This is a genomic window from Lentzea xerophila (genome assembly GCF_051094245.1).
GTDB classification, from domain to species: Bacteria; Actinomycetota; Actinomycetes; order Mycobacteriales; family Pseudonocardiaceae; genus Lentzea; species Lentzea xerophila.
In genome coordinates this window covers 7,536,137-7,552,320 of sequence record NZ_CP194934.1, presented here as the reverse complement: position 1 = coordinate 7,552,320, position 16,184 = coordinate 7,536,137, and the positions used below count along the sequence as shown (strand labels likewise).

Here is a 16,184-nt window from a genome sequence, read left to right as displayed (position 1 = left end):
AGGCAACGCTTGACGCATCGACGTAATGTTTACGCCAATCTATGGCCCCCGAGTTCTCCTCGATCGAGGCTTGGCTGGGGCGCCCTGGCAACACCTGGGAGTACTACCGCGAGTTGCAGCACCGTGGGGCCACCTACCGTCCTGACCAGGACGTCTCCGATTGGATCCGATTCAACCTCACCGCGTACCACCAGCAGGCGCAGACCGTGCGTAGTCGACTGGATCGTTCGAGTCGGGTGTGGCTTCTGCTCGGTGACTTCGTGGAGGCCCGAGGGCTGGAGCAGAGGGTGGTGTCCGCTCTGCATGATGTGGCGATGTCGGGGCGGGTGCGCCGGACACGCTACGAACGAGCTGAGGACCTGGGTCTGCAGCGGGCTCAACGCGACCTGCGGGACCTGGTGGCGGCCGGTGTCCTGACATCGGTCGGCCGTACCCGTGCCCGCTTCTACACCGTCGGCCCCGCCTTTCCGGAGTCGGCTCTGGAAGCGGCTCGGACACCGCTGCCGCTGGTCGATCCGTACCCGCGCTGAGGGCGTCTGGTTGTGGTGCAGGCACTGCCCACGAACGCGGGTGGCGACGTGGTGGAGTCCGCCTCAACGTCTGGCGCACGCTCGCAAAGGCTCCTTCCGCACGGGAGGGGCCTTTCGCATGTCCAACGGTCTTCAGCGCTGGGACGGGAAGAGATCATCCAGGTCGATGCTGATCGGGAACGGCACTGACAACGAGAGCTTTCCGCGGAAGAGGCCGGTCGGGACGTAGGCCTTGGTCGGCTCGTCCAGTTCGTACACATGCGCGATGGTTCGGCTGGAGTCGTCCTCGACCAGCCAGTAGTGCCTGATGCCCGCCTCTGCGTATTTGCGCAGCTTGACCGTGGTGTCTCGGTGCTCGGACTCCGGCGAGATCACCTCTACGACGAGTGTGACGTCCTCGGGCGCGAACCATGTGCGGTCGCGTTCGTACGACGCCGTGGTCACCAGAAGAGCGGGCTCTGGACGGTTGCGCCGATCGAGCTTGATGGTCATTTCGCGTTCGACTTCGTAGCCGTCGGGAGCTTGGTCCATCAGCTGGAACGTGAGCCCGGTGACGACACGGCCGTGCCACGACCGCTGCGGTGACATCATGAAAACGAGAGCTCCGTCGATCAGCTCGGTGTGCCGGGGCGCCTCTGGCAGGCGGTCCAGGTCCTCCGCGAACCACCCTTCCGCGCGGGGAGGGCGCATCCAGTCAGGCAGAGCGGTCATGACACAAAGATAGCGGCTGGTCAGCGAACCAGGCCAGGTGCACCCAGAGCCCTGCGCTCACGGTCCGTGACGGTTGAGTACCGAGTCCTGGGCCCCTGGAGGTACTGCTCGACGGCGAACCGGTACCCGTACCAGTCGACCGAGTAAGGGTGCTGCCGGCCACCCTGCTGTTGCGCCTGGGCAAAGGCGGCACGCGGCTGGTGGAGTGCGGCGCAGCGGGTGACGCGGAAGGTGCGCGGCTGCTGAAGCTCTTGCCGCAGAGGCACTCCGGGACTGCGGGTGCCGGTATGACCGTCGCAGTGCGTGCCTGGCTTGTATAGGTGACGAATCTTTGATCGAAGGTTTGTACCTACCTCCATGGGGTAGCCCTACAACAGGATTCCCCACCTGGAGGTGTCATGATCGTCCTCGGTCTGATTCTGCTCGTCGTCGGATGGCTGGCCGGTATCAGCATCCTGACGACGTTGGGCGTGGTGCTCCTGGTGATCGGCGCGATCCTCGCCGTGCTCGGCGCGGTCGGCAAGCCGATCGGCGGGCGTGCGCACTACTTCTAGAATGCCGCACCAGGCGCCGTTCTCCCCGGAGAAGCGGTGAAGGGGGAGCCTCCACAATGGAGGCTCCCCCTTCACTATGTCTCACAACGGTTTTACACGTTGTCCTTGGCGCGAGCGGCGGCGGCGAACACGCCGAACGCGACCCCCAGCATGGCCAGAGCGGCGACAGCGGCAACTACAAGATCAATAGACATGATCGAAAAAACTCCCTCTTGCGATCTCTCCCGTCCTTATGACGCCGGGGTACCCCGTTTCGTTGCCTCGGGTAACGTTTTCGGGGTGAAACTCCGTGCTGTGGAAGCGCGTGTGCTCTCCGTAGCACCGTGGCTGCTCGCGTTGTCGGTCGCCGGGCACCTGTTCATGGTCGCGTTCCAGGCGAAGATGACCATGATCGACCTGCTGGTGTACCGCAACGGGTCGCCGCACCTGTTCTCCGGCGACCTCTACGAGTGGCGGCTCGACCAGTACGCGGACGTGTTCCCGCTGCCGTTCACCTACCCGCCGTTCGCGGCCGCGATCTTCACGCCGATGAGCTGGGTGCCGTGGGAGGCCTCCCGCTGGATCTGGCAGCTGATCTGCCTGGGCTGCCTGTACTTCATCGTGCGCACCAGCCTGAAGCTGCTGAAGCTGCAGGACCCGCGGCGCGCCATGATGTGGACCGCGCTGACGCTGTGGATCGAGCCGGTCCGCACCACGCTCAACTACGGTCAGATCAACCTGGTGCTGGTCGCGATCCTGATCGGCACGCTCGCCAGCGCGCGCAACTGGGTCGGCGGCGCCGGGGTGGGGTTCGCGGCGGGCATCAAGCTCACGCCCGCGATCTCCGGGCTCTACTTCCTCGTCCAGCGGCGGTGGATGGCCGCTGTGTGGTCGTTCGTCGCCTTTGCCGCGGTGTACGGCATCGGCTGGGTCATCTCGCCGGCGCAGTCGGACAAGTTCTGGTTCCAGCTGCTCGGTGACGCGAGCCGTGTCGGGCCGGTCGGCAGCGCGATCAACCAGTCACTGCGCGGTGCACTGAGCCGCACGGTCGGTTACGACGTCAAGACCGGGGCGATCTACATCGTCGCCGTGCTCGTCGCGGCCGCGCTGACGTGGTTCGCGGTCAGCAGGACCAAGGACGTGCTGGCGTTGATCGTCAGCGTCCAGATGCTCGGCCTGCTGGTCTCGCCGATCTCGTGGAGCCACCACTGGGTGTGGATGGTGCCCGCGCTGTTGTGGCTGGTCTACGAGGGCGGGCACCTGCTGTGCAAGATCGCCGCCGGCCTGTGGGTGCTGCTGACCGGCGGTTACCTGATCTCGTTCCTGCTGCTCGCCCAGCCGAACATCTGGGACTTCCCGCGCCCCTGGTACTTCGTGCTGCTCGGCTGGGGCTATCCGGCCGCGGGCATGCTCACGCTGGTCGCGATCGGGCTGGCGGCCCGGCGCCGGCGCGCCGAGCCGGCGCGCGCGGAATCCGCCGGCGGCGAACCCAGCCGGGTCGCCGGCTGAGGCTGGCCGCCGACCTGTGGTCGGCGCGGCTGGACCGGATCAGGCCAGGGCGTCCAGGACTCCGTCGATCTCCTCGGCGAGGGACACGTCGAGCGCGGTGATTCCTCCCTTGTAGTGGGTGCTCAGGCGGAAGGTCAGGGTCTTGTAGCGGATGTCGATGTCCGGGTGGTGGTTGTCGTTCTCGGCGATCTCCGCGACCCGGTTCACGACCATGATCGCGTGGGAGAAGCTCGCCAGCTCCACGGTCCGGACCAGCGCCGCGTCCTGGGCACTCCAGTCGGGCAGCTTGGGCAGCACGTCGTCCAACTGATCGTCGCTCAACAGCTCGGCCATGTCCTGATCGTCCCACCACGTCACGTAGGCTGCGCGTTTACCGCGGGAGTCCGGTGAAGCGCCGGGCTGAGAGGAGGGCTCGCAAGCCCTCGACCGTCCACCTGATCCGGGTCATACCGGCGTAGGGAGAGGTTTGACGTGAGAAGGATTTGTGCTGTTTTCGCTGCTCTGGCGCTGACCGGTTGTTCGGCCGGTACGTCGACGGCGCCGCAGTCGCACGAGGTCACGCTGGTGACGCACGACTCGTTCGCCGTGCAGCCGGAGGTGCTGGAGGAGTTCCAGAAGTCCTCCGGGATCACGGTGAAGCAGCTCCCGAGCGGTGACGCGGGTGAGCTCACGAACAAGCTCGTGCTGACCAAGGCGAACCCGATCGGCGACGTCGCGTTCGGCGTCGACTCGACGTTCGCGTCGCGGGCGCTGAGCGAGGGCGTGTTCGCCGACTACGCCTCGCCGGAGGCTTCGAAGGGCGCGCAGCGGTACCAGGTCGACGCGACGGGCCGGCTGCACGCCGTCGACGTCGGTGACGTGTGCCTGAACATCGACCCGGCGAAGCTCGGCGGCGTCGAGCCGGCCTCGTACGAGGACCTGGCCGACCCGAGGTTCAAGGACAAGCTGGTCGTCGAGAACCCGGCCACCTCGTCTCCCGGCCTCGCGTTCCTGCTCGGCACGATCGCGAAGTTCGGCGAGAACGGCTGGCAGGAGTACTGGACGAAGCTCAGGGCCAACGGCGTGAAGGTCGTGAGCGGCTGGGAAGAGGCCTACACCCAGGAGTTCTCCGCCACCAAGGGCGACCGGCCGATCGTCGTGTCGTACGCGTCGTCGCCGTCGGCCGAGGGCGGGAAGACCAAGGCCGTGCTGAGCACGTGTTACCGCCAGGTCGAGTACGCGGGCGTGCTGAGCGGTGCGAAGAACCCCGAGGACGCGAAGAAGGTCCTCGACTTCCTGCTGGGCGAGAAGTTCCAGGCCCAGGTGACCGAGCAGATGTACGTCTACCCGTCGCGTGAGGGTGTCGCGCTGCCCGAGTCGTGGGCCAAGGACGCGCCGTTGCCGCCGAACCCGCAGACGCTGCCCGCGGACAAGGTGAAGGACAACCGCGAAGCGTGGGTCGAGCAGTGGCGCAAGCTCGTGCTGGGCTGAGCTCGCGCACGGGGTGGTCGGCGGCGGCGCTGGTGCCGCTGGCCTTCCTGGGGTTGTTCTTCGCGTGGCCCGTGCTGGCGATCGTGTCGCTCGGGCTGCGCGAAGGTGGGGTCCTGAAGGCGGTTTTCTCGAGCGAAACCTGGGAGCTCGTCGGGTTCACGCTGGGGCAGGCCGCCGCGTCCACGCTGGTGGCGCTGCTGTGCGGGCTGCCGGTGGCGTTCGTGCTGGCACGGTGCCGGATTCGCGGGCTCGCGTTCGTCCGCGCCGCGGTGATGGTGCCGTTCGTGCTGCCGACCGTGGTGGTGGGCCTGGCCTTCCGGACGTTCTGGCCGGACGGTGGGGTGCTGCCGATCGTGCTGGCGAACGCGTTCTTCAACGTCGCCGTGGTCGCGCGGACCGTGGGCGGGCTGTGGGCGCACACGGATCGACGCGCTGAGGACGCGGCCCGAGCGCTGGGTGCTTCGCGGCCGCGGGCGTTCCTGTCGGTGGTGCTGCCGGCGTTGGCGCCGGCGATCGGGTCCGCGGCCGCTGTCGTGTTCCTGTTCTGCGCCACGAGTTTCGGCGTCGTGCTGGTGCTCGGCGGGTCGCGGTACCGGACGCTGGAGACCGAGATCTACCTGCGGACGGTCGAGCTGTTCGACCTGTCCGGTGCGGCGGCGCTGTCGTTGCTGCAGTTCGCCGCCGTGCTCGCGGTGCTGGTGCTGGGCGCGCTGGCCCGGCGCCGGCGGGAGACCGCGCTGTCGTTGCGCGGCAGGGAGGAGCTGGCGCGGCGGCCGTCCGGCGGCGAGTGGTACGTGGTCCTCGCCGCTTTCGCCGTCGTGGTGGCGTTGCTGACGCCGGTCGTCGGACTGGTGACGCGGTCACTGTCCACACGGGACGGCTGGAGCCTCGCCGGGTACGAGGCGCTGGCCACCCGTGGCGACCGCGGCACGCTGGCGGTGACCGGGATCGACGCCGCGATGAACTCGCTGCGGACCGCCTTCGACGCGACCCTGGTGGCGCTGGTGGTCGGGGTGTTCTCGGCGGTGGTGCTGGTCGGGCTGCGGCGGTCGGGAGGCCGCTTCGCCGAGGTGCTCGACACCGCGTTGATGCTGCCGCTCGGGGTGTCCGCGGTCACGGTCGGTTTCGGGTACCTGATCACGATGGACGCGTTGCCCGGTGATTTCCGGACTTCGCCGTTGCTGGTGCCGCTCGCGCAGGCGCTGGTGGTGACGCCGTTGATCGTGCGGATGGTGCTGCCGGTGCTGCGGGCCGTCGACGAACGGCTGCGGCAGGCGGCGGCGACGCTGGGCGCCTCGCCGGCGCGGGTGTGGCGCGAGGTGGACCTGCCGCTGGCCGGGCGGTCACTCGTGGCGGCGGCCGGGTTCGGGTACGTGGTGGCGCTGGGGGAGTTCGGGGCGACGAGCTTTCTCGCGCGACCGGACGCGCCGACGTTGCCGATCGTGATCGCGCGGCTGATGTCGCGGCCCGGTGAGTTGAACAGCCAGATGGCCTACGCGGCGTGCGCGCTGCTGATGGTCGTGACGGTCGGGTGCGTGCTGCTGATCGAGCGGTTGCGCGTGCCGAGCAGCGGGGAGTTCTGATGGCGCTGGAACTGGGCTCGATCACCGTCCGGTATGGACAGACGGCCGCGGTGTCGGACGTGTCGCTGTCGGTGGGCGACGGCGAGGTCGTGGCGTTGCTCGGGCCGTCCGGCTGCGGGAAGTCGACGCTGCTGCGCACGGTCGCCGGGCTGGAGAAGCCCACCTCGGGTGCTGTGCGCTGGGATTCCCTCGACCTGTCCGGGGTGCCGGTGCACCAGCGCGAGTTCGGGCTGGTGTTCCAGGACGGGCAGCTGTTCCCGCACCGGACGGTGGCCGGGAACGTGGCGTTCGGCCTGCGGATGAAGAAGGTCGAACGGGAGGCCCGCGACAAGCGGGTGCTGTCGCTGCTCGAACTGGTCGGGCTCGAGGGTTATGCCGATCGCCGCGTCACGCAGCTGTCGGGCGGGGAGCAGCAACGGGTGGCGCTCGCGCGGGCGTTGGCGCCGTCACCGAGGTTGCTGCTGCTGGACGAGCCGTTGTCGGCGCTGGACCGGGCGTTGCGCGAACAGCTCGCGGTCGACCTGGCGCGGTTGCTGCGAGAGGCCGCGACGACGGCTCTCGTGGTGACGCACGACCACGACGAGGCGTTCACGCTGGCCGACCGGGTGGCGATCATGTCCCGCGGCCGGATCGTCCAGGTCGGGCCGCCCGCCGAGGTGTGGTCGTCGCCCGTGGACGTGGAGACCGCGAAGTTCCTGGGCTGCAACAAGTTCGTGCCGGGGTCGTTCGTGGGGCTGGACGTCGAACGGGTCGGGTTGCGCGCCACGGCGTTGAGGGTCGATCCGAACGGGCTGCTGGAAGGCACGGTGGTGGAGCGGGTCCACCGGCGTGACCACGTGCGGCTGCTCGTGGAGATCGACGGCGAGGAGTACGAGGCCGTGGGGCCGGTGTCCGTGGGGGACCGGGTGCGGCTCGCAATCGACTTGGACGGCGTGGCGCGCGTCGGGTAGGCATGAGGGCCTATGGGACTTCATGGGGGACGGGTCGCGCTCGTCACGGGCGTGAGCAGGCGGCAGGGCATCGGTTACGCGATCGCCACCCGGCTTCGCGCGCTGGGTTTCGATCTGTTCGTGCAGCACCACGTGGCGCACGACGCCGCACAGCCGTGGGGCGCGGACTCGGTCGACGAGGTACTGGCGGACCTCGGCGCCCAAGGGTTGGGCGTGGATCTGGCCCGGCCGGACGCGCCGGAGGAGCTGATGGCTGCGGCCGTCGAGGCTCACGGACACGTCGACGTGCTGGTGTGCAATCACGCGCGGTCTGGTGGCGACGGGCCGTTGGGCTCGTTGGACGCCGCGATGCTCGACGGGCACTACGCGGTGAACACGAGGTCGTCGATCCTGCTCGCGCAAGCGTTTGCCCGGCAGTGGAACAGGGCTGATGGCGGACGGATCGTGTTCCTGACGTCCGGGCAGAACCTCGGGCCGATGCCGGGTGAGGTGGCCTACGCGGCCTCGAAGGGGGCGCTGGCGGCGATCGTCGCCACGCTGTCGCACGAACTGGCGGACCGGGGCATCACCGTCAACGCGGTGAACCCCGGTCCCACCGACACCGGCTGGGCCGGGCCGGAGCTCACCGAGTTCGTGACCGAGCGGATGCCGTTGCGGCGCTGGGGCCAGCCGGACGACGCCGCCCGGCTGATCTCCTGGCTCTGCACCGGCGACGCCGCGTGGATCACCGGTCAGGTGATCAACAGCGAGGGCGGCTTCCGACGCTAGTTGTCCTTGGTGATGAGGCGCATCGCGGCCAGGCCCGTGCCGATCAGCAGGTAGCAGCCCGCGAGCAGCGTGCTGTCCCAGATCTGGTCGAGCGGGACCGGGTCGCGCATCACGTCGATCAGCCCGGGGAACCCGGTCGTGATCAGGAACGGGTGCAGCCAGTCCAGCGACGTGAACTGCCCCAGCACCTGGAACACGATGATCGTCGTCATCGTCGCCGCCTGCACCACCAGCGGGTGCTCGGTGGCGGACGAGACGGCGAGGGCGACCGCGCCGATCGCCACCATCTGGAACGTCACCAGCAGGATGAACAAACCGATGCGTACCAAGCCCTCCGCGGTGGAGAGGGTGGTGCCGGACAGCGTCATCATGCCGTCGGTGCCGAGGAACGCCGTGCCCGCGATGATGCCGACGACGGCCATCAGCGTGACGGCGAACAGTGACATCGCGGCGAGTCCGAACAGCTTCACGAACAGCAGCCGCACGCGGGACACCGGTGCGACCAGCAGGCCGCGCAACGTGCCGTGCTGGGCCTCGCCCGCGAGGCCGTCCGCCGCCCAGATCGACGCCACCAGCGGCAGCAGGAGGTTGAGCGACAGGAACAACGTGAAGATCGGCACGACCATGCCGTTGCCCTGCAGGATGGCGCCGAGCCCGGGAGGCCCGCCTCCACCCTCGTCCTCGCCCGCCGCCCAGATGCCGAAACTGATGATGATCGGCACCAGGACCAGCCCGAACAGGCCGATGAGGGTCCGCGGCCTGCGCAGCATCCAGCGCAACTCGGAACCGAACTGACGCGTGATCATCGCGAGCCCCCGTCCAGCGTGTCCACGGCGGACATCCCCCGCTCGGCCTCCTCGGCCTCGGTGAGCCGCGCGAACAGCTCCTCCAGCCCGGTCTTCCAGCGCGTCGCCTCGTAGACCTGGGCGCCTGCCCGCACGAGCGTCTCGATCACCTGGGGCGCGCTCGTGCCGGCCAGTTCGACCCGGAGGCCGTCGCCCAGCGGCCGTGCGGAGATCTTGGCCTGCCGCAACGCGCTGAGCGCCGTCTCGACGTCCGGCGTGATCACCTGGAGCGCCGATCCGCCCGCCTGCAGCAGTTCGGTCAGTTCACCCTGTGCCACCACGGTTCCGCGATGCAGGACCGCGACGTGGGTGCAGGTGGCCTCGACCTCGCTCAGCAGGTGGCTGGAGACGAGGACGGTGCTGCCCGCCTCGTGCAGCTCCGCGATGATCTTGCGGATCTCCCGCGTGCCGGCCGGGTCGAGACCGTTGGTCGGCTCGTCCAGGACGACGAGCTTGCGCGGCACGAGCAACGCCGCGGCCAGGCCGAGGCGTTGCTTCATGCCGAGCGAGTACCCGCGGTACCTGCGGTGGGCCGCCTGCGCGAGCCCGACGCGGTCGAGAGCGTCCTCGACCGCCTGCTTGAGCTGCTTCTTGGGCAGCAGCGGCTCGAACGCGGCACACCGGACGAGGTTCTCCCGACCGCTCAGGAACGGGTGGAACCCCGGACCCTCGACCAGCGCGCCCACGTGCGGCAGCGACTGCTCGGCCCCATCTGGCAGCGGCCGGCCGAGCAGTTCGATCTCACCCTGCGTGGGGCGGACCAACCCGAGCAGCATCCGGATCGTGGTCGTCTTGCCGGACCCGTTGGGCCCGAGCATGCCGAGCACGGCACCTTCCGGCAGCTCGAGGTCGACGCGGTCCACGGCGACCGTGCTGCCGTACTCCTTGCGCAGACCCTTGGTCCGCGCGGCGACAACGTGTTTCGTCGGTGCTGTCACCGGCGCGCTGGTCGAGGTGGTCACCATTGCCTCCGGTGGTGGCCCCAGCGTTCATGTCGGGGAGGATTCCGGACTTCGCCAGGAGCGTCTGAGCGGAGCCGGGGCGGTCCAAGCACGCAGTGCGCGGGTCGACGGTCCTGCGTCGTGGTCGTCATGGTGCTCCCGATAGGTTGTGGTTCGTGCGAACGGCGTACAAGTGCCGGGCTTACCCGACCCCTGAGCAGGCTGCGGTGCTGAATCGCACGTTCGGGTGTGTGCGTCTGGTGTGGAACAGGACCTTGAGCGAGCGGAACCACCGCTACCGCGCTGAGGGTGTGCGCACGGCGTACCGGCAGACCGATGCGGCGCTGACCGGATGGAAACGTACCGAGGAACTCGCGTTTCTGTCGGAGGTGCCCTGTGTGCCGTTGCAGCAGACGCTGCGCCACCAGCACACCGCGTTCGGCAACTTCTTCGCCGGACGTGCCCGCATTCCCAGGTTCAAGTCCCGTACCGGGCGGCAGAGCGCGCACTACACCCGTTCGGCGTTCCGGATGCGCGATGGTGTGCTGACACTGGCCAAGACCAGCACACCGCTGCGGTTCGTCTGGTCCTTCGGCGACGTGGACCTGGCCGCGCTGGACCCGACGATGGTGGTGGTGTCCCGCGAGCCGGACGGCCGCTGGTACGTGACGTTCGCAATCGACACCACCGAGCCCGCCCCGGCTGAGCCCGCCGGACACGCGATCGGCGTCGACCTCGGCCTCACAGACCTGGTGGTGACCAGTGACGGTGAACGGATCGCGAACCTGAGGCACCTGGTCCGCAAGGCCCGCAACCTGGCCCGCTACCAACGCAGAATGGCCCGCTGCCAGCGCGGCAGCCGCAACCGCCGCAAGGCCAAGGCCAAGGTCGCCCGCGCGCATCGCAAGATCCGCGCCGCCCGGCAGGATTTCCTGCACCGCACCACCACCTGCCTGGTGCGTTCGGCCGACGTGATCGCGATCGAGGACCTGTCGGTCAGGAACATGGTGCGCAACCGCCACCTCGCCCGTGCCATCTCCGACGCGGGGTGGGGCGAGTTGCGCAGGCAGCTGGCGTACAAGTGCGACCGGGCCGGCCGCACGCTGGTCGTGATCGACCGCTGGTTTCCTTCGAGCAAGACCTGTTCGGTCTGCGGGCACGTGCTCGCAGAGCTTGCTTTGTCCGCCCGGCACTGGACGTGTCCGGGCTGCCGCACCCGGCACGACCGGGACCTCAACGCGGCGAAGAACATCCTTGCGGCTGGTCGAGCCGTAACCCGAGACGCTGTCTCGGGTGATGCCTGCGGAGCTGATGTCAGACGGCAAGGGTCCTCCCTTCCGCGATCGGCAGTGAAACAGGAACCCCGTGCCGTGAGGCACAGCGCGTAAGCGCTGTGCCTCACGGCACGGAGAAGTCAATTCACCTGTCCGATCGTGTCGAACAGGACCTGCTCCGGGACGGCACCCGCGACCACACGGCCGTCGTCGGCGATCAGGATCGTGGCGACCTTCGTGGTGAAGATCTTGCCGCTACCCCAGTCGCCGCTCACCTTCTTGGTGAACCTGTCGACGAGGCCCTGCGCCTCGGCCGGAACCTGGGTCATGGCCTCGGCGGGGATCTTCGACCCGATGACCGTGTCCCAGCCCGTGCCGAAGATCTGCGGGTCCTCACCCTGCAGCGCCTGCTCGAGGCCGCCCGCTTCCGGCATCTGCTCGCGGCTCTCGCGCTCCTTCGCCTCGGGCGTGGTGACCTTGGCGTTGGCGGGCGGGGTGAACGTGAACAGCGCCGGGTCCTGCGGACCGACGTTGATCTCCCGGAAGCCGACCGTGCCGGCCGGTTCCGCCGTGCCGTTGGTCAGCACGGCGACCCGCAGCGGCATCTTGAGCTCCGCGTCGACCGCGATCCGCACCTCGCGGACCAGGGTCTTCTCGCTGGCCTTGGGGGTCAGCACGAGCTCGTAGGCGGCACGGTTCGCGACGCGCGCGGTGCCGTCCACGCTGATCTCGCTGAACTCCTTGGTCTGGCTGACGATGTCCTTGGCCGCGGTGGCCGGGTCGACCGCCTTCTCCGGCCGCTGCTCGGGCTCGTTGTCCGCCTTGTGCTCGGACTTCGTGACCTCGTTGTCGGCCGAGTTCCACGACCACGTGGTCGTGCCGTCGTCCACGATGGTCTGCTCGGACTGGCCGTTCGGCAGGGCGAGCCGGAGCTTGCCGTTGCCGTCGGTCCAGACCCTCGCGCTGTGCTTGCCGTCGGCGAGCTGCGGAATCTCCGAGATCGCCGGGAGGCCGAGCTTGTTGTCGACCTCCACCGTGCCGCCGAACGCGCCGGGCTCGGCCGTCATGACCTGTTCGACGAGGGACTCGGCCGACACGTCCGGTAGTGATGGTGGCTGGCCTGCGCCTGCTGGCATCGCGAGCAGGCTGAGGCCTGCCGCACCGGTGAGCACACCGGCCGTCGCAGCGGCCAGGGTCACCTTTCGCTTGTTCATCTGGGTCCCCTCCTCCAAGGGCTTGTGCCTACAGCTTGGTGGCGGGTTGCTGAGATGGTGCTGAGACTACTTCCACCTGCGGTTTTGTGCCTGGCTACGGATGCTTTCTGAGAGTCGGCTGAGATCTTGCGCGCGGCGGGGAGCCCTGCGCGGCATGCTGTGCGGTGTGAAGCCTCGAGTGCTGGTCGTGGACGACGAAGCCGGCGTGCGCCGGGCGTTGGAGCGTGGGCTCGCGGCGGAGGGCATGGAGGTCGTCACCGCCTCCGACGGGCCCACCGCGTTGCGGGTGGCGTCGACCGGGGCCTTCGACGTGGTGCTGCTCGACATCATGTTGCCCGGGCTGTCGGGGTACCGGGTGCTGCAGCGCCTGCGGGCCGACGGGGTGCGGACGCCGGTGCTGATGGTGTCGGCGAAGGACGGGGAGGTCGACCAGGCGGACGGGCTCGACCTCGGAGCCGACGGGTACCTGGTCAAGCCGTTCAGCTTCGTGGTGCTGGTGGCGCAGGTCCGGGCGTTGCTGCGGCGGGGAGGCGGGGCCAGGCGGAAGCTGATGCTGGGGAACCTGGTCATCGACCGCGGGTTGCGCGAGGTCAGCTGGGCCGGGCAGGACGTGTCGCTCTCGCCGCGGGAGTACGCGGTGCTCGACGTGCTGGCGTCCCGGGCCGGGTCCGTGGTGACCAAGGACGAGCTGCTGCGGGCCGTCTGGGGTGACGAGCAGGCCGCCACGCGCAACGCCGTCGAGGTCTACGTGGGGTACCTCCGGCGCAAGCTGGAGGCGGTGGGGGGCGGTGAGGTCGTGCGGACCATCCGGGGACACGGGTACATCGCGTCCACTCCTGACCTCGACAGCGCGTTGGGCAACAAGTGAACCCTCGCCGCTGGTGGTTGCGGCGCACACTGCGGTTCCGCATCACCGTGGTGGCCACGGGGGTGGCGTTGCTGTGCCTGCTGGCGTTCACCGGGCTGGCGCCTGCCCTGATCGGGAGCATCCAGATCACGGCGGTGGACCAGGAGCTGGAGAAGTCGCCGCCCCGGCTGCTGGACGTGGCCGGGGTGCCGGTGGACGGCGGGCCGCCGCTTCCGCTCACGTCGCAGGACATCCGGGCTCTGAGGTCCGGTGAGCCGGTGTTGCGGATGGAAGGTGACTCGGCGCTGCGGTTCCGCGGGCGGGTGGTGTTCTCGGGGGACGGAACGCCTCGGCTCGAGGTGTACGGGAGCACGTTGCTCGGGTACGAGAACGCCAACAGGCTGGGGACGCGGTGGCTGGCCGTCGCGGCGGTGCTGGTGGCCGGGCTGGTGGGGATCGCGACCTGGCTGTCGGTGCGGTCGTCGTTGCGGCCGGTCGAGCGGATGCGGGTCGCGGCGGGGGAGCTGCCGCACGGGGAGCGGCTGCCGGTGCCGCTCGCGCGGGACGAGCTGCAGGCGCTGGCCGAGGCGTTGAACGCGTTGCTGGCCCGGCGCGACGAGGCCTCGGACCGGCTGCGGCGGTTCACCGGGGACGCGGCGCACGAGCTGAGGTCGCCGGTGGCCTCGGTGCGGGCCCAGGCCGAGGTGGCGGTGGCGCACCCGGACCCGGACTTCTCGCTCGAGGTGCTGGAGTCGGTGGTCGAGGAGTCGATCCGGCTCAGCGCGCTGGTGGACTCGTTGCTGATCCTGGCGCGGGCGGATACGGGGGCGCCGCCGCGGGCCGAGGCGGTGGACCTCGTGCTGGAGGCGGAGGCGGCGATCTCGCGGCTCGGCACCGAGCTGCTGGTGCGGCTGAACGCCCCGCCGTCGGCCTGCCTGGTGTCGGCCACCCGGTCCGAGGTCGAGCTGGTCCTGGACAACCTGCTGCGCAACGCGGCCCGGTACGCGTACTCGACGATCACGCTGACGCTGGTGCCGGTGGGACGCGCCGTGCGGTTGCTGGTGGACGACGACGGCCACGGGATCCCCGCCGAGCACCGGACCAAGGTGTTCGACCGGTTCTACCGGGTGGAGGAGGACCGCGGGCGCCGGTCGGGCGGGTTCGGTCTCGGGCTCGCGCTGGTGGCGCATCTCGTGCGGCGGCGCGGCGGGTCGGTCCGTGCCGCCGAGTCACCGGCCGGTGGTGCGCGTTTGGAGATCCACTGGCCCTCCTGGTAGCAAGCTCTGGTGCCAGAGTTGCGAGCGTCGGCGCTGGTCGACGCGCCTGTTGCCATCGTCGCGGGTGCCCTGCTGGACACCGCGCTGATCGCGCGGTTCGGGGTGGGGGTCCCAGGTCCGCTGCTGGGCCTGGGAGATGTGCTCACCGGGCCGTTCGGGGTCCGGCTGACGGTCACCCGTGCCGACCTGTCCGGTGTGTCGGCCGCCGGGGGCTTCCTCGAGCTGCACACGGATCTCGTGGCGACCGGGGCCGGGACGATGGTGGTCGACCGGGTCGGCTGGACCTCCGTGCGCGGTGTCGTCGGACGGTTCGCCGACGTCACGGTCGCGCGCGGGATCGCGTTGCGGGTGCTGGAGAAGCGGTCGGCGTTGCTGGCCCGGCGGTGCGAGGAGCTCCGTGCCGCGCGGGTCGTCGTGGGGGCGGCGATCGTCCGGAGTGGACGGTTGCTCGCGCAGCAGCGGTCCTACCCGGAAAGCCAGGCGGGACGGTGGGAACTGCCCGGCGGCCGGGTCGAGCCCGGGGAGAAGCCCTCGGACGCGGTGGTGCGCGAGTGCGTGGAGGAGCTCGGCGTGACGGTGCACGTCGGCGAGCAGGTCGGGCCGGACGTGCCGTTGAAGCGCGACCTGGTCCTGCGGATCTTCGCGGCCGAGCTCACCGGCGGTGAGCCGGAAGCGTTGGAGCACAACGCTGTCCGGTGGCTCACCGCCGACGAGCTGCCCGGCCTGGACTGGCTACCCGCCGATCGCGTGCTGGTGCCGGCCCTTCAGGCGCTCCTCAACTGAGCCCGGACAGGCGCAGCGCCGCGTTCAGCCGGTGCTGGGCGCGGTCGCGGGCCCGTTCGGCGCCGGCTTCCCGGATCCTGTCCAGCTCGGCGGGGTCGGCGAGGAGCTCCAGCGTGCGGTCGCGCACGGGGCGCAGCTCCTCGATCACCGCTTCCGCCACGACGTTCTTGAGGTCGGCGAACCTGCTCGTGTAGTCCTCCGGCTCCTTCCCGGTGCAGGAGGCGAGGATCTCGGTCAGGTTCGCGATGCCGTCGGTGGACGAGACGGCGCGCCGGACCTTGCGCCGCACCAGGTCCGGTTCGTCGAGCACGAAAACGACGCCCGCGGAGTTCTGCGCGGACTTGTCCATCTTGCGCGCCGGGTCCGAGAGGTCCTTGACGCGTGCCCCCACCTTCGGCACCACGGCGGCCGGCACGACGAACGCGTCGCCGTAGGCGTGGTTGAAGCGGCGGGCGAGCGCACGGGCCAGCTCGACGTGCTGCAGCTGGTCCTCCCCGACCGGGACCTCCGAGGTGCCCTGCAACAGGATGTCCGCGGCCATCAGCACCGGGTAGGTGAGCAGGCTCAGGCGCACCGACTCGCGGCCGAGCGACTTCTCCTTGAACTGGATCATCCGCGCGGCCTCGCCGTACGTGCAGGTGCACTCCAGCACCCAGTTCAACGCCCCCAGCTCGCGGATCAGGTCGCTCTGCACGCACACGCTCGCCGGGTCGATGCCGGACGCGACGAGCACCGCGAGCTGCTCGCGCGTCATGGATCGCAGGCGTTGCGGGTTGTGCGACGACGTCATCGCGTGCAGGTCGCTGATGAAGTACACGTCCTCGTCGGTGCCCTCACGGGCCCACGTGCGCAGCGCGCCCAGGTAGTTGCCCAGGTGCACCTGGCCCGACGGGGTGATGGCGGAGAGCCTGATCATGATGGTGGTCCTTCCGTTTCGAAGGACCGCCCA

General features: G+C 69.6%; 17 protein-coding genes. 11 read left to right on the top strand and 6 right to left on the bottom strand.

Annotated elements, in window-relative coordinates; all coding sequences use genetic code 11:
* Positions 1-41: 41 nt before the first annotated feature.
* Complete coding sequence (locus tag ACRSBM_RS36055; protein WP_434450696.1) at positions 42-530, top strand: hypothetical protein; 489 nt, start codon at positions 42-44, stop codon at positions 528-530.
* A gap of 132 nt (positions 531-662) precedes the next feature.
* Here the strand turns inward: ACRSBM_RS36055 and ACRSBM_RS36050 are convergent, their stop codons facing one another.
* The gene (locus tag ACRSBM_RS36050; RefSeq protein WP_434450694.1) at positions 663-1,241 is read right to left on the bottom strand and encodes a Uma2 family endonuclease; all 579 of its coding nucleotides are present in this window, start codon (positions 1,239-1,241) and stop codon (positions 663-665) included.
* A 398-nt stretch (positions 1,242-1,639) separates the two neighbouring features.
* Between ACRSBM_RS36050 and ACRSBM_RS36045 the strand changes: the two genes are divergently transcribed.
* Both ACRSBM_RS36045 and ACRSBM_RS36040 read left to right on the top strand, forming a co-directional pair.
* Entirely contained in the window at positions 1,640-1,795 is a 156-nt protein-coding gene (locus tag ACRSBM_RS36045) for a DUF6131 family protein (protein WP_090007203.1), read from the top strand.
* A gap of 279 nt (positions 1,796-2,074) precedes the next feature.
* A complete protein-coding gene (locus ACRSBM_RS36040; protein ID WP_434450691.1) occupies positions 2,075-3,283 on the top strand; it encodes a mannosyltransferase in 1,209 nt (402 codons plus the stop codon).
* Positions 3,284-3,322: 39 nt separating this feature from the next.
* Here ACRSBM_RS36040 and ACRSBM_RS36035 read toward each other — a convergent pair whose 3' ends face one another.
* Complete coding sequence (locus tag ACRSBM_RS36035) at positions 3,323-3,616, bottom strand: 4a-hydroxytetrahydrobiopterin dehydratase (protein WP_434450689.1); 294 nt, start codon at positions 3,614-3,616, stop codon at positions 3,323-3,325.
* 138 nt (positions 3,617-3,754) lie between these two features.
* On the opposite strand from ACRSBM_RS36035, the gene ACRSBM_RS36030 reads away from it, so the two are divergent.
* Genes ACRSBM_RS36030 through ACRSBM_RS36015 form a run of 4 tightly spaced genes read left to right on the top strand, consistent with a single transcriptional unit; the run spans position 3,755 to position 8,054 of the window.
* Positions 3,755-4,753: a thiamine ABC transporter substrate-binding protein gene (locus tag ACRSBM_RS36030; protein WP_434450687.1), complete on the top strand. Its 999-nt coding sequence runs from the start codon at positions 3,755-3,757 to the stop codon at positions 4,751-4,753.
* Positions 4,729-6,336, top strand: coding sequence for an ABC transporter permease (locus ACRSBM_RS36025; RefSeq protein WP_434453364.1), 1,608 nt, complete (start codon positions 4,729-4,731; stop codon positions 6,334-6,336). Before ACRSBM_RS36030 ends, ACRSBM_RS36025 begins: the two co-directional genes overlap by 25 nt.
* Entirely contained in the window at positions 6,336-7,286 is a 951-nt protein-coding gene (locus ACRSBM_RS36020; RefSeq protein ID WP_434450685.1) for an ABC transporter ATP-binding protein, read from the top strand. Before ACRSBM_RS36025 ends, ACRSBM_RS36020 begins: the two co-directional genes overlap by 1 nt.
* A 12-nt stretch (positions 7,287-7,298) precedes the next feature.
* On the top strand, positions 7,299-8,054 hold the full coding sequence (locus ACRSBM_RS36015; protein WP_434450683.1) for an SDR family oxidoreductase: 756 nt from the start codon (positions 7,299-7,301) through the stop codon (positions 8,052-8,054).
* Here the strand turns inward: ACRSBM_RS36015 and ACRSBM_RS36010 are convergent.
* A complete protein-coding gene (locus tag ACRSBM_RS36010; RefSeq protein WP_434450681.1) occupies positions 8,051-8,860 on the bottom strand; it encodes an ABC transporter permease in 810 nt (269 codons plus the stop codon). The genes ACRSBM_RS36015 and ACRSBM_RS36010 overlap by 4 nt on opposite strands.
* Positions 8,857-9,864, bottom strand: a complete 1,008-nt coding sequence (locus ACRSBM_RS36005) for an ABC transporter ATP-binding protein (protein ID WP_434450679.1) — start codon at positions 9,862-9,864, stop codon at positions 8,857-8,859. Before ACRSBM_RS36005 ends, ACRSBM_RS36010 begins: the two co-directional genes overlap by 4 nt.
* 92 nt (positions 9,865-9,956) lie before the next feature.
* Between ACRSBM_RS36005 and ACRSBM_RS36000 the strand changes: the two genes are divergently transcribed.
* A complete protein-coding gene (locus ACRSBM_RS36000) occupies positions 9,957-11,228 on the top strand; it encodes an RNA-guided endonuclease InsQ/TnpB family protein (protein WP_434450677.1) in 1,272 nt (423 codons plus the stop codon).
* Between the two features lie 26 nt (positions 11,229-11,254).
* Here the strand turns inward: ACRSBM_RS36000 and ACRSBM_RS35995 are convergent, their stop codons facing one another.
* Positions 11,255-12,328, bottom strand: a complete 1,074-nt coding sequence (locus tag ACRSBM_RS35995) for a LolA family protein (protein ID WP_434450675.1) — start codon at positions 12,326-12,328, stop codon at positions 11,255-11,257.
* A gap of 154 nt (positions 12,329-12,482) precedes the next feature.
* Here ACRSBM_RS35995 and ACRSBM_RS35990 point away from each other — a divergent pair, with 154 nt between their 5' ends.
* The 3 genes from ACRSBM_RS35990 to ACRSBM_RS35980 are packed head-to-tail and all read left to right on the top strand — an operon-like array spanning position 12,483 to position 15,235.
* Positions 12,483-13,196 carry a response regulator transcription factor gene (locus ACRSBM_RS35990; RefSeq protein ID WP_434450673.1) on the top strand — a complete coding sequence of 238 codons (714 nt, stop codon included), beginning with the start codon at positions 12,483-12,485 and terminating at the stop codon, positions 13,194-13,196.
* Entirely contained in the window at positions 13,193-14,452 is a 1,260-nt protein-coding gene (locus tag ACRSBM_RS35985) for a sensor histidine kinase (RefSeq protein ID WP_434450671.1), read from the top strand. Before ACRSBM_RS35990 ends, ACRSBM_RS35985 begins: the two co-directional genes overlap by 4 nt.
* Positions 14,453-14,461: 9 nt before the next feature.
* A complete protein-coding gene (locus tag ACRSBM_RS35980; protein ID WP_434450669.1) occupies positions 14,462-15,235 on the top strand; it encodes a (deoxy)nucleoside triphosphate pyrophosphohydrolase in 774 nt (257 codons plus the stop codon).
* On the opposite strand, the gene trpS is transcribed toward ACRSBM_RS35980, so the two are convergent.
* Positions 15,228-16,151, bottom strand: coding sequence for a tryptophan--tRNA ligase (gene trpS, locus ACRSBM_RS35975; RefSeq protein WP_434450667.1), 924 nt, complete (start codon positions 16,149-16,151; stop codon positions 15,228-15,230). The genes ACRSBM_RS35980 and trpS overlap by 8 nt on opposite strands.
* Positions 16,152-16,184: the final 33 nt, after the last annotated feature.

Coding starts and splice junctions, on each gene's coding strand:
- ACRSBM_RS36045 (WP_090007203.1), top strand. CDS start 1,640: ATGATCGTCCTCGGTCTGATTCTGCTCGTCGTCGGATGGCTGGCCGGT.
- ACRSBM_RS35990 (WP_434450673.1), top strand. CDS start 12,483: ATGCTGTGCGGTGTGAAGCCTCGAGTGCTGGTCGTGGACGACGAAGCC.
- ACRSBM_RS36055 (WP_434450696.1), top strand. CDS start 42: ATGGCCCCCGAGTTCTCCTCGATCGAGGCTTGGCTGGGGCGCCCTGGC.
- ACRSBM_RS36035 (WP_434450689.1), bottom strand. CDS start 3,616: ATGGCCGAGCTGTTGAGCGACGATCAGTTGGACGACGTGCTGCCCAAG.
- ACRSBM_RS36005 (WP_434450679.1), bottom strand. CDS start 9,864: ATGGTGACCACCTCGACCAGCGCGCCGGTGACAGCACCGACGAAACAC.
- ACRSBM_RS35995 (WP_434450675.1), bottom strand. CDS start 12,328: ATGAACAAGCGAAAGGTGACCCTGGCCGCTGCGACGGCCGGTGTGCTC.
- ACRSBM_RS36015 (WP_434450683.1), top strand. CDS start 7,299: ATGGGACTTCATGGGGGACGGGTCGCGCTCGTCACGGGCGTGAGCAGG.
- ACRSBM_RS36020 (WP_434450685.1), top strand. CDS start 6,336: ATGGCGCTGGAACTGGGCTCGATCACCGTCCGGTATGGACAGACGGCC.
- ACRSBM_RS36010 (WP_434450681.1), bottom strand. CDS start 8,860: ATGATCACGCGTCAGTTCGGTTCCGAGTTGCGCTGGATGCTGCGCAGG.
- ACRSBM_RS36050 (WP_434450694.1), bottom strand. CDS start 1,241: ATGACCGCTCTGCCTGACTGGATGCGCCCTCCCCGCGCGGAAGGGTGG.
- trpS (WP_434450667.1), bottom strand. CDS start 16,151: ATGATCAGGCTCTCCGCCATCACCCCGTCGGGCCAGGTGCACCTGGGC.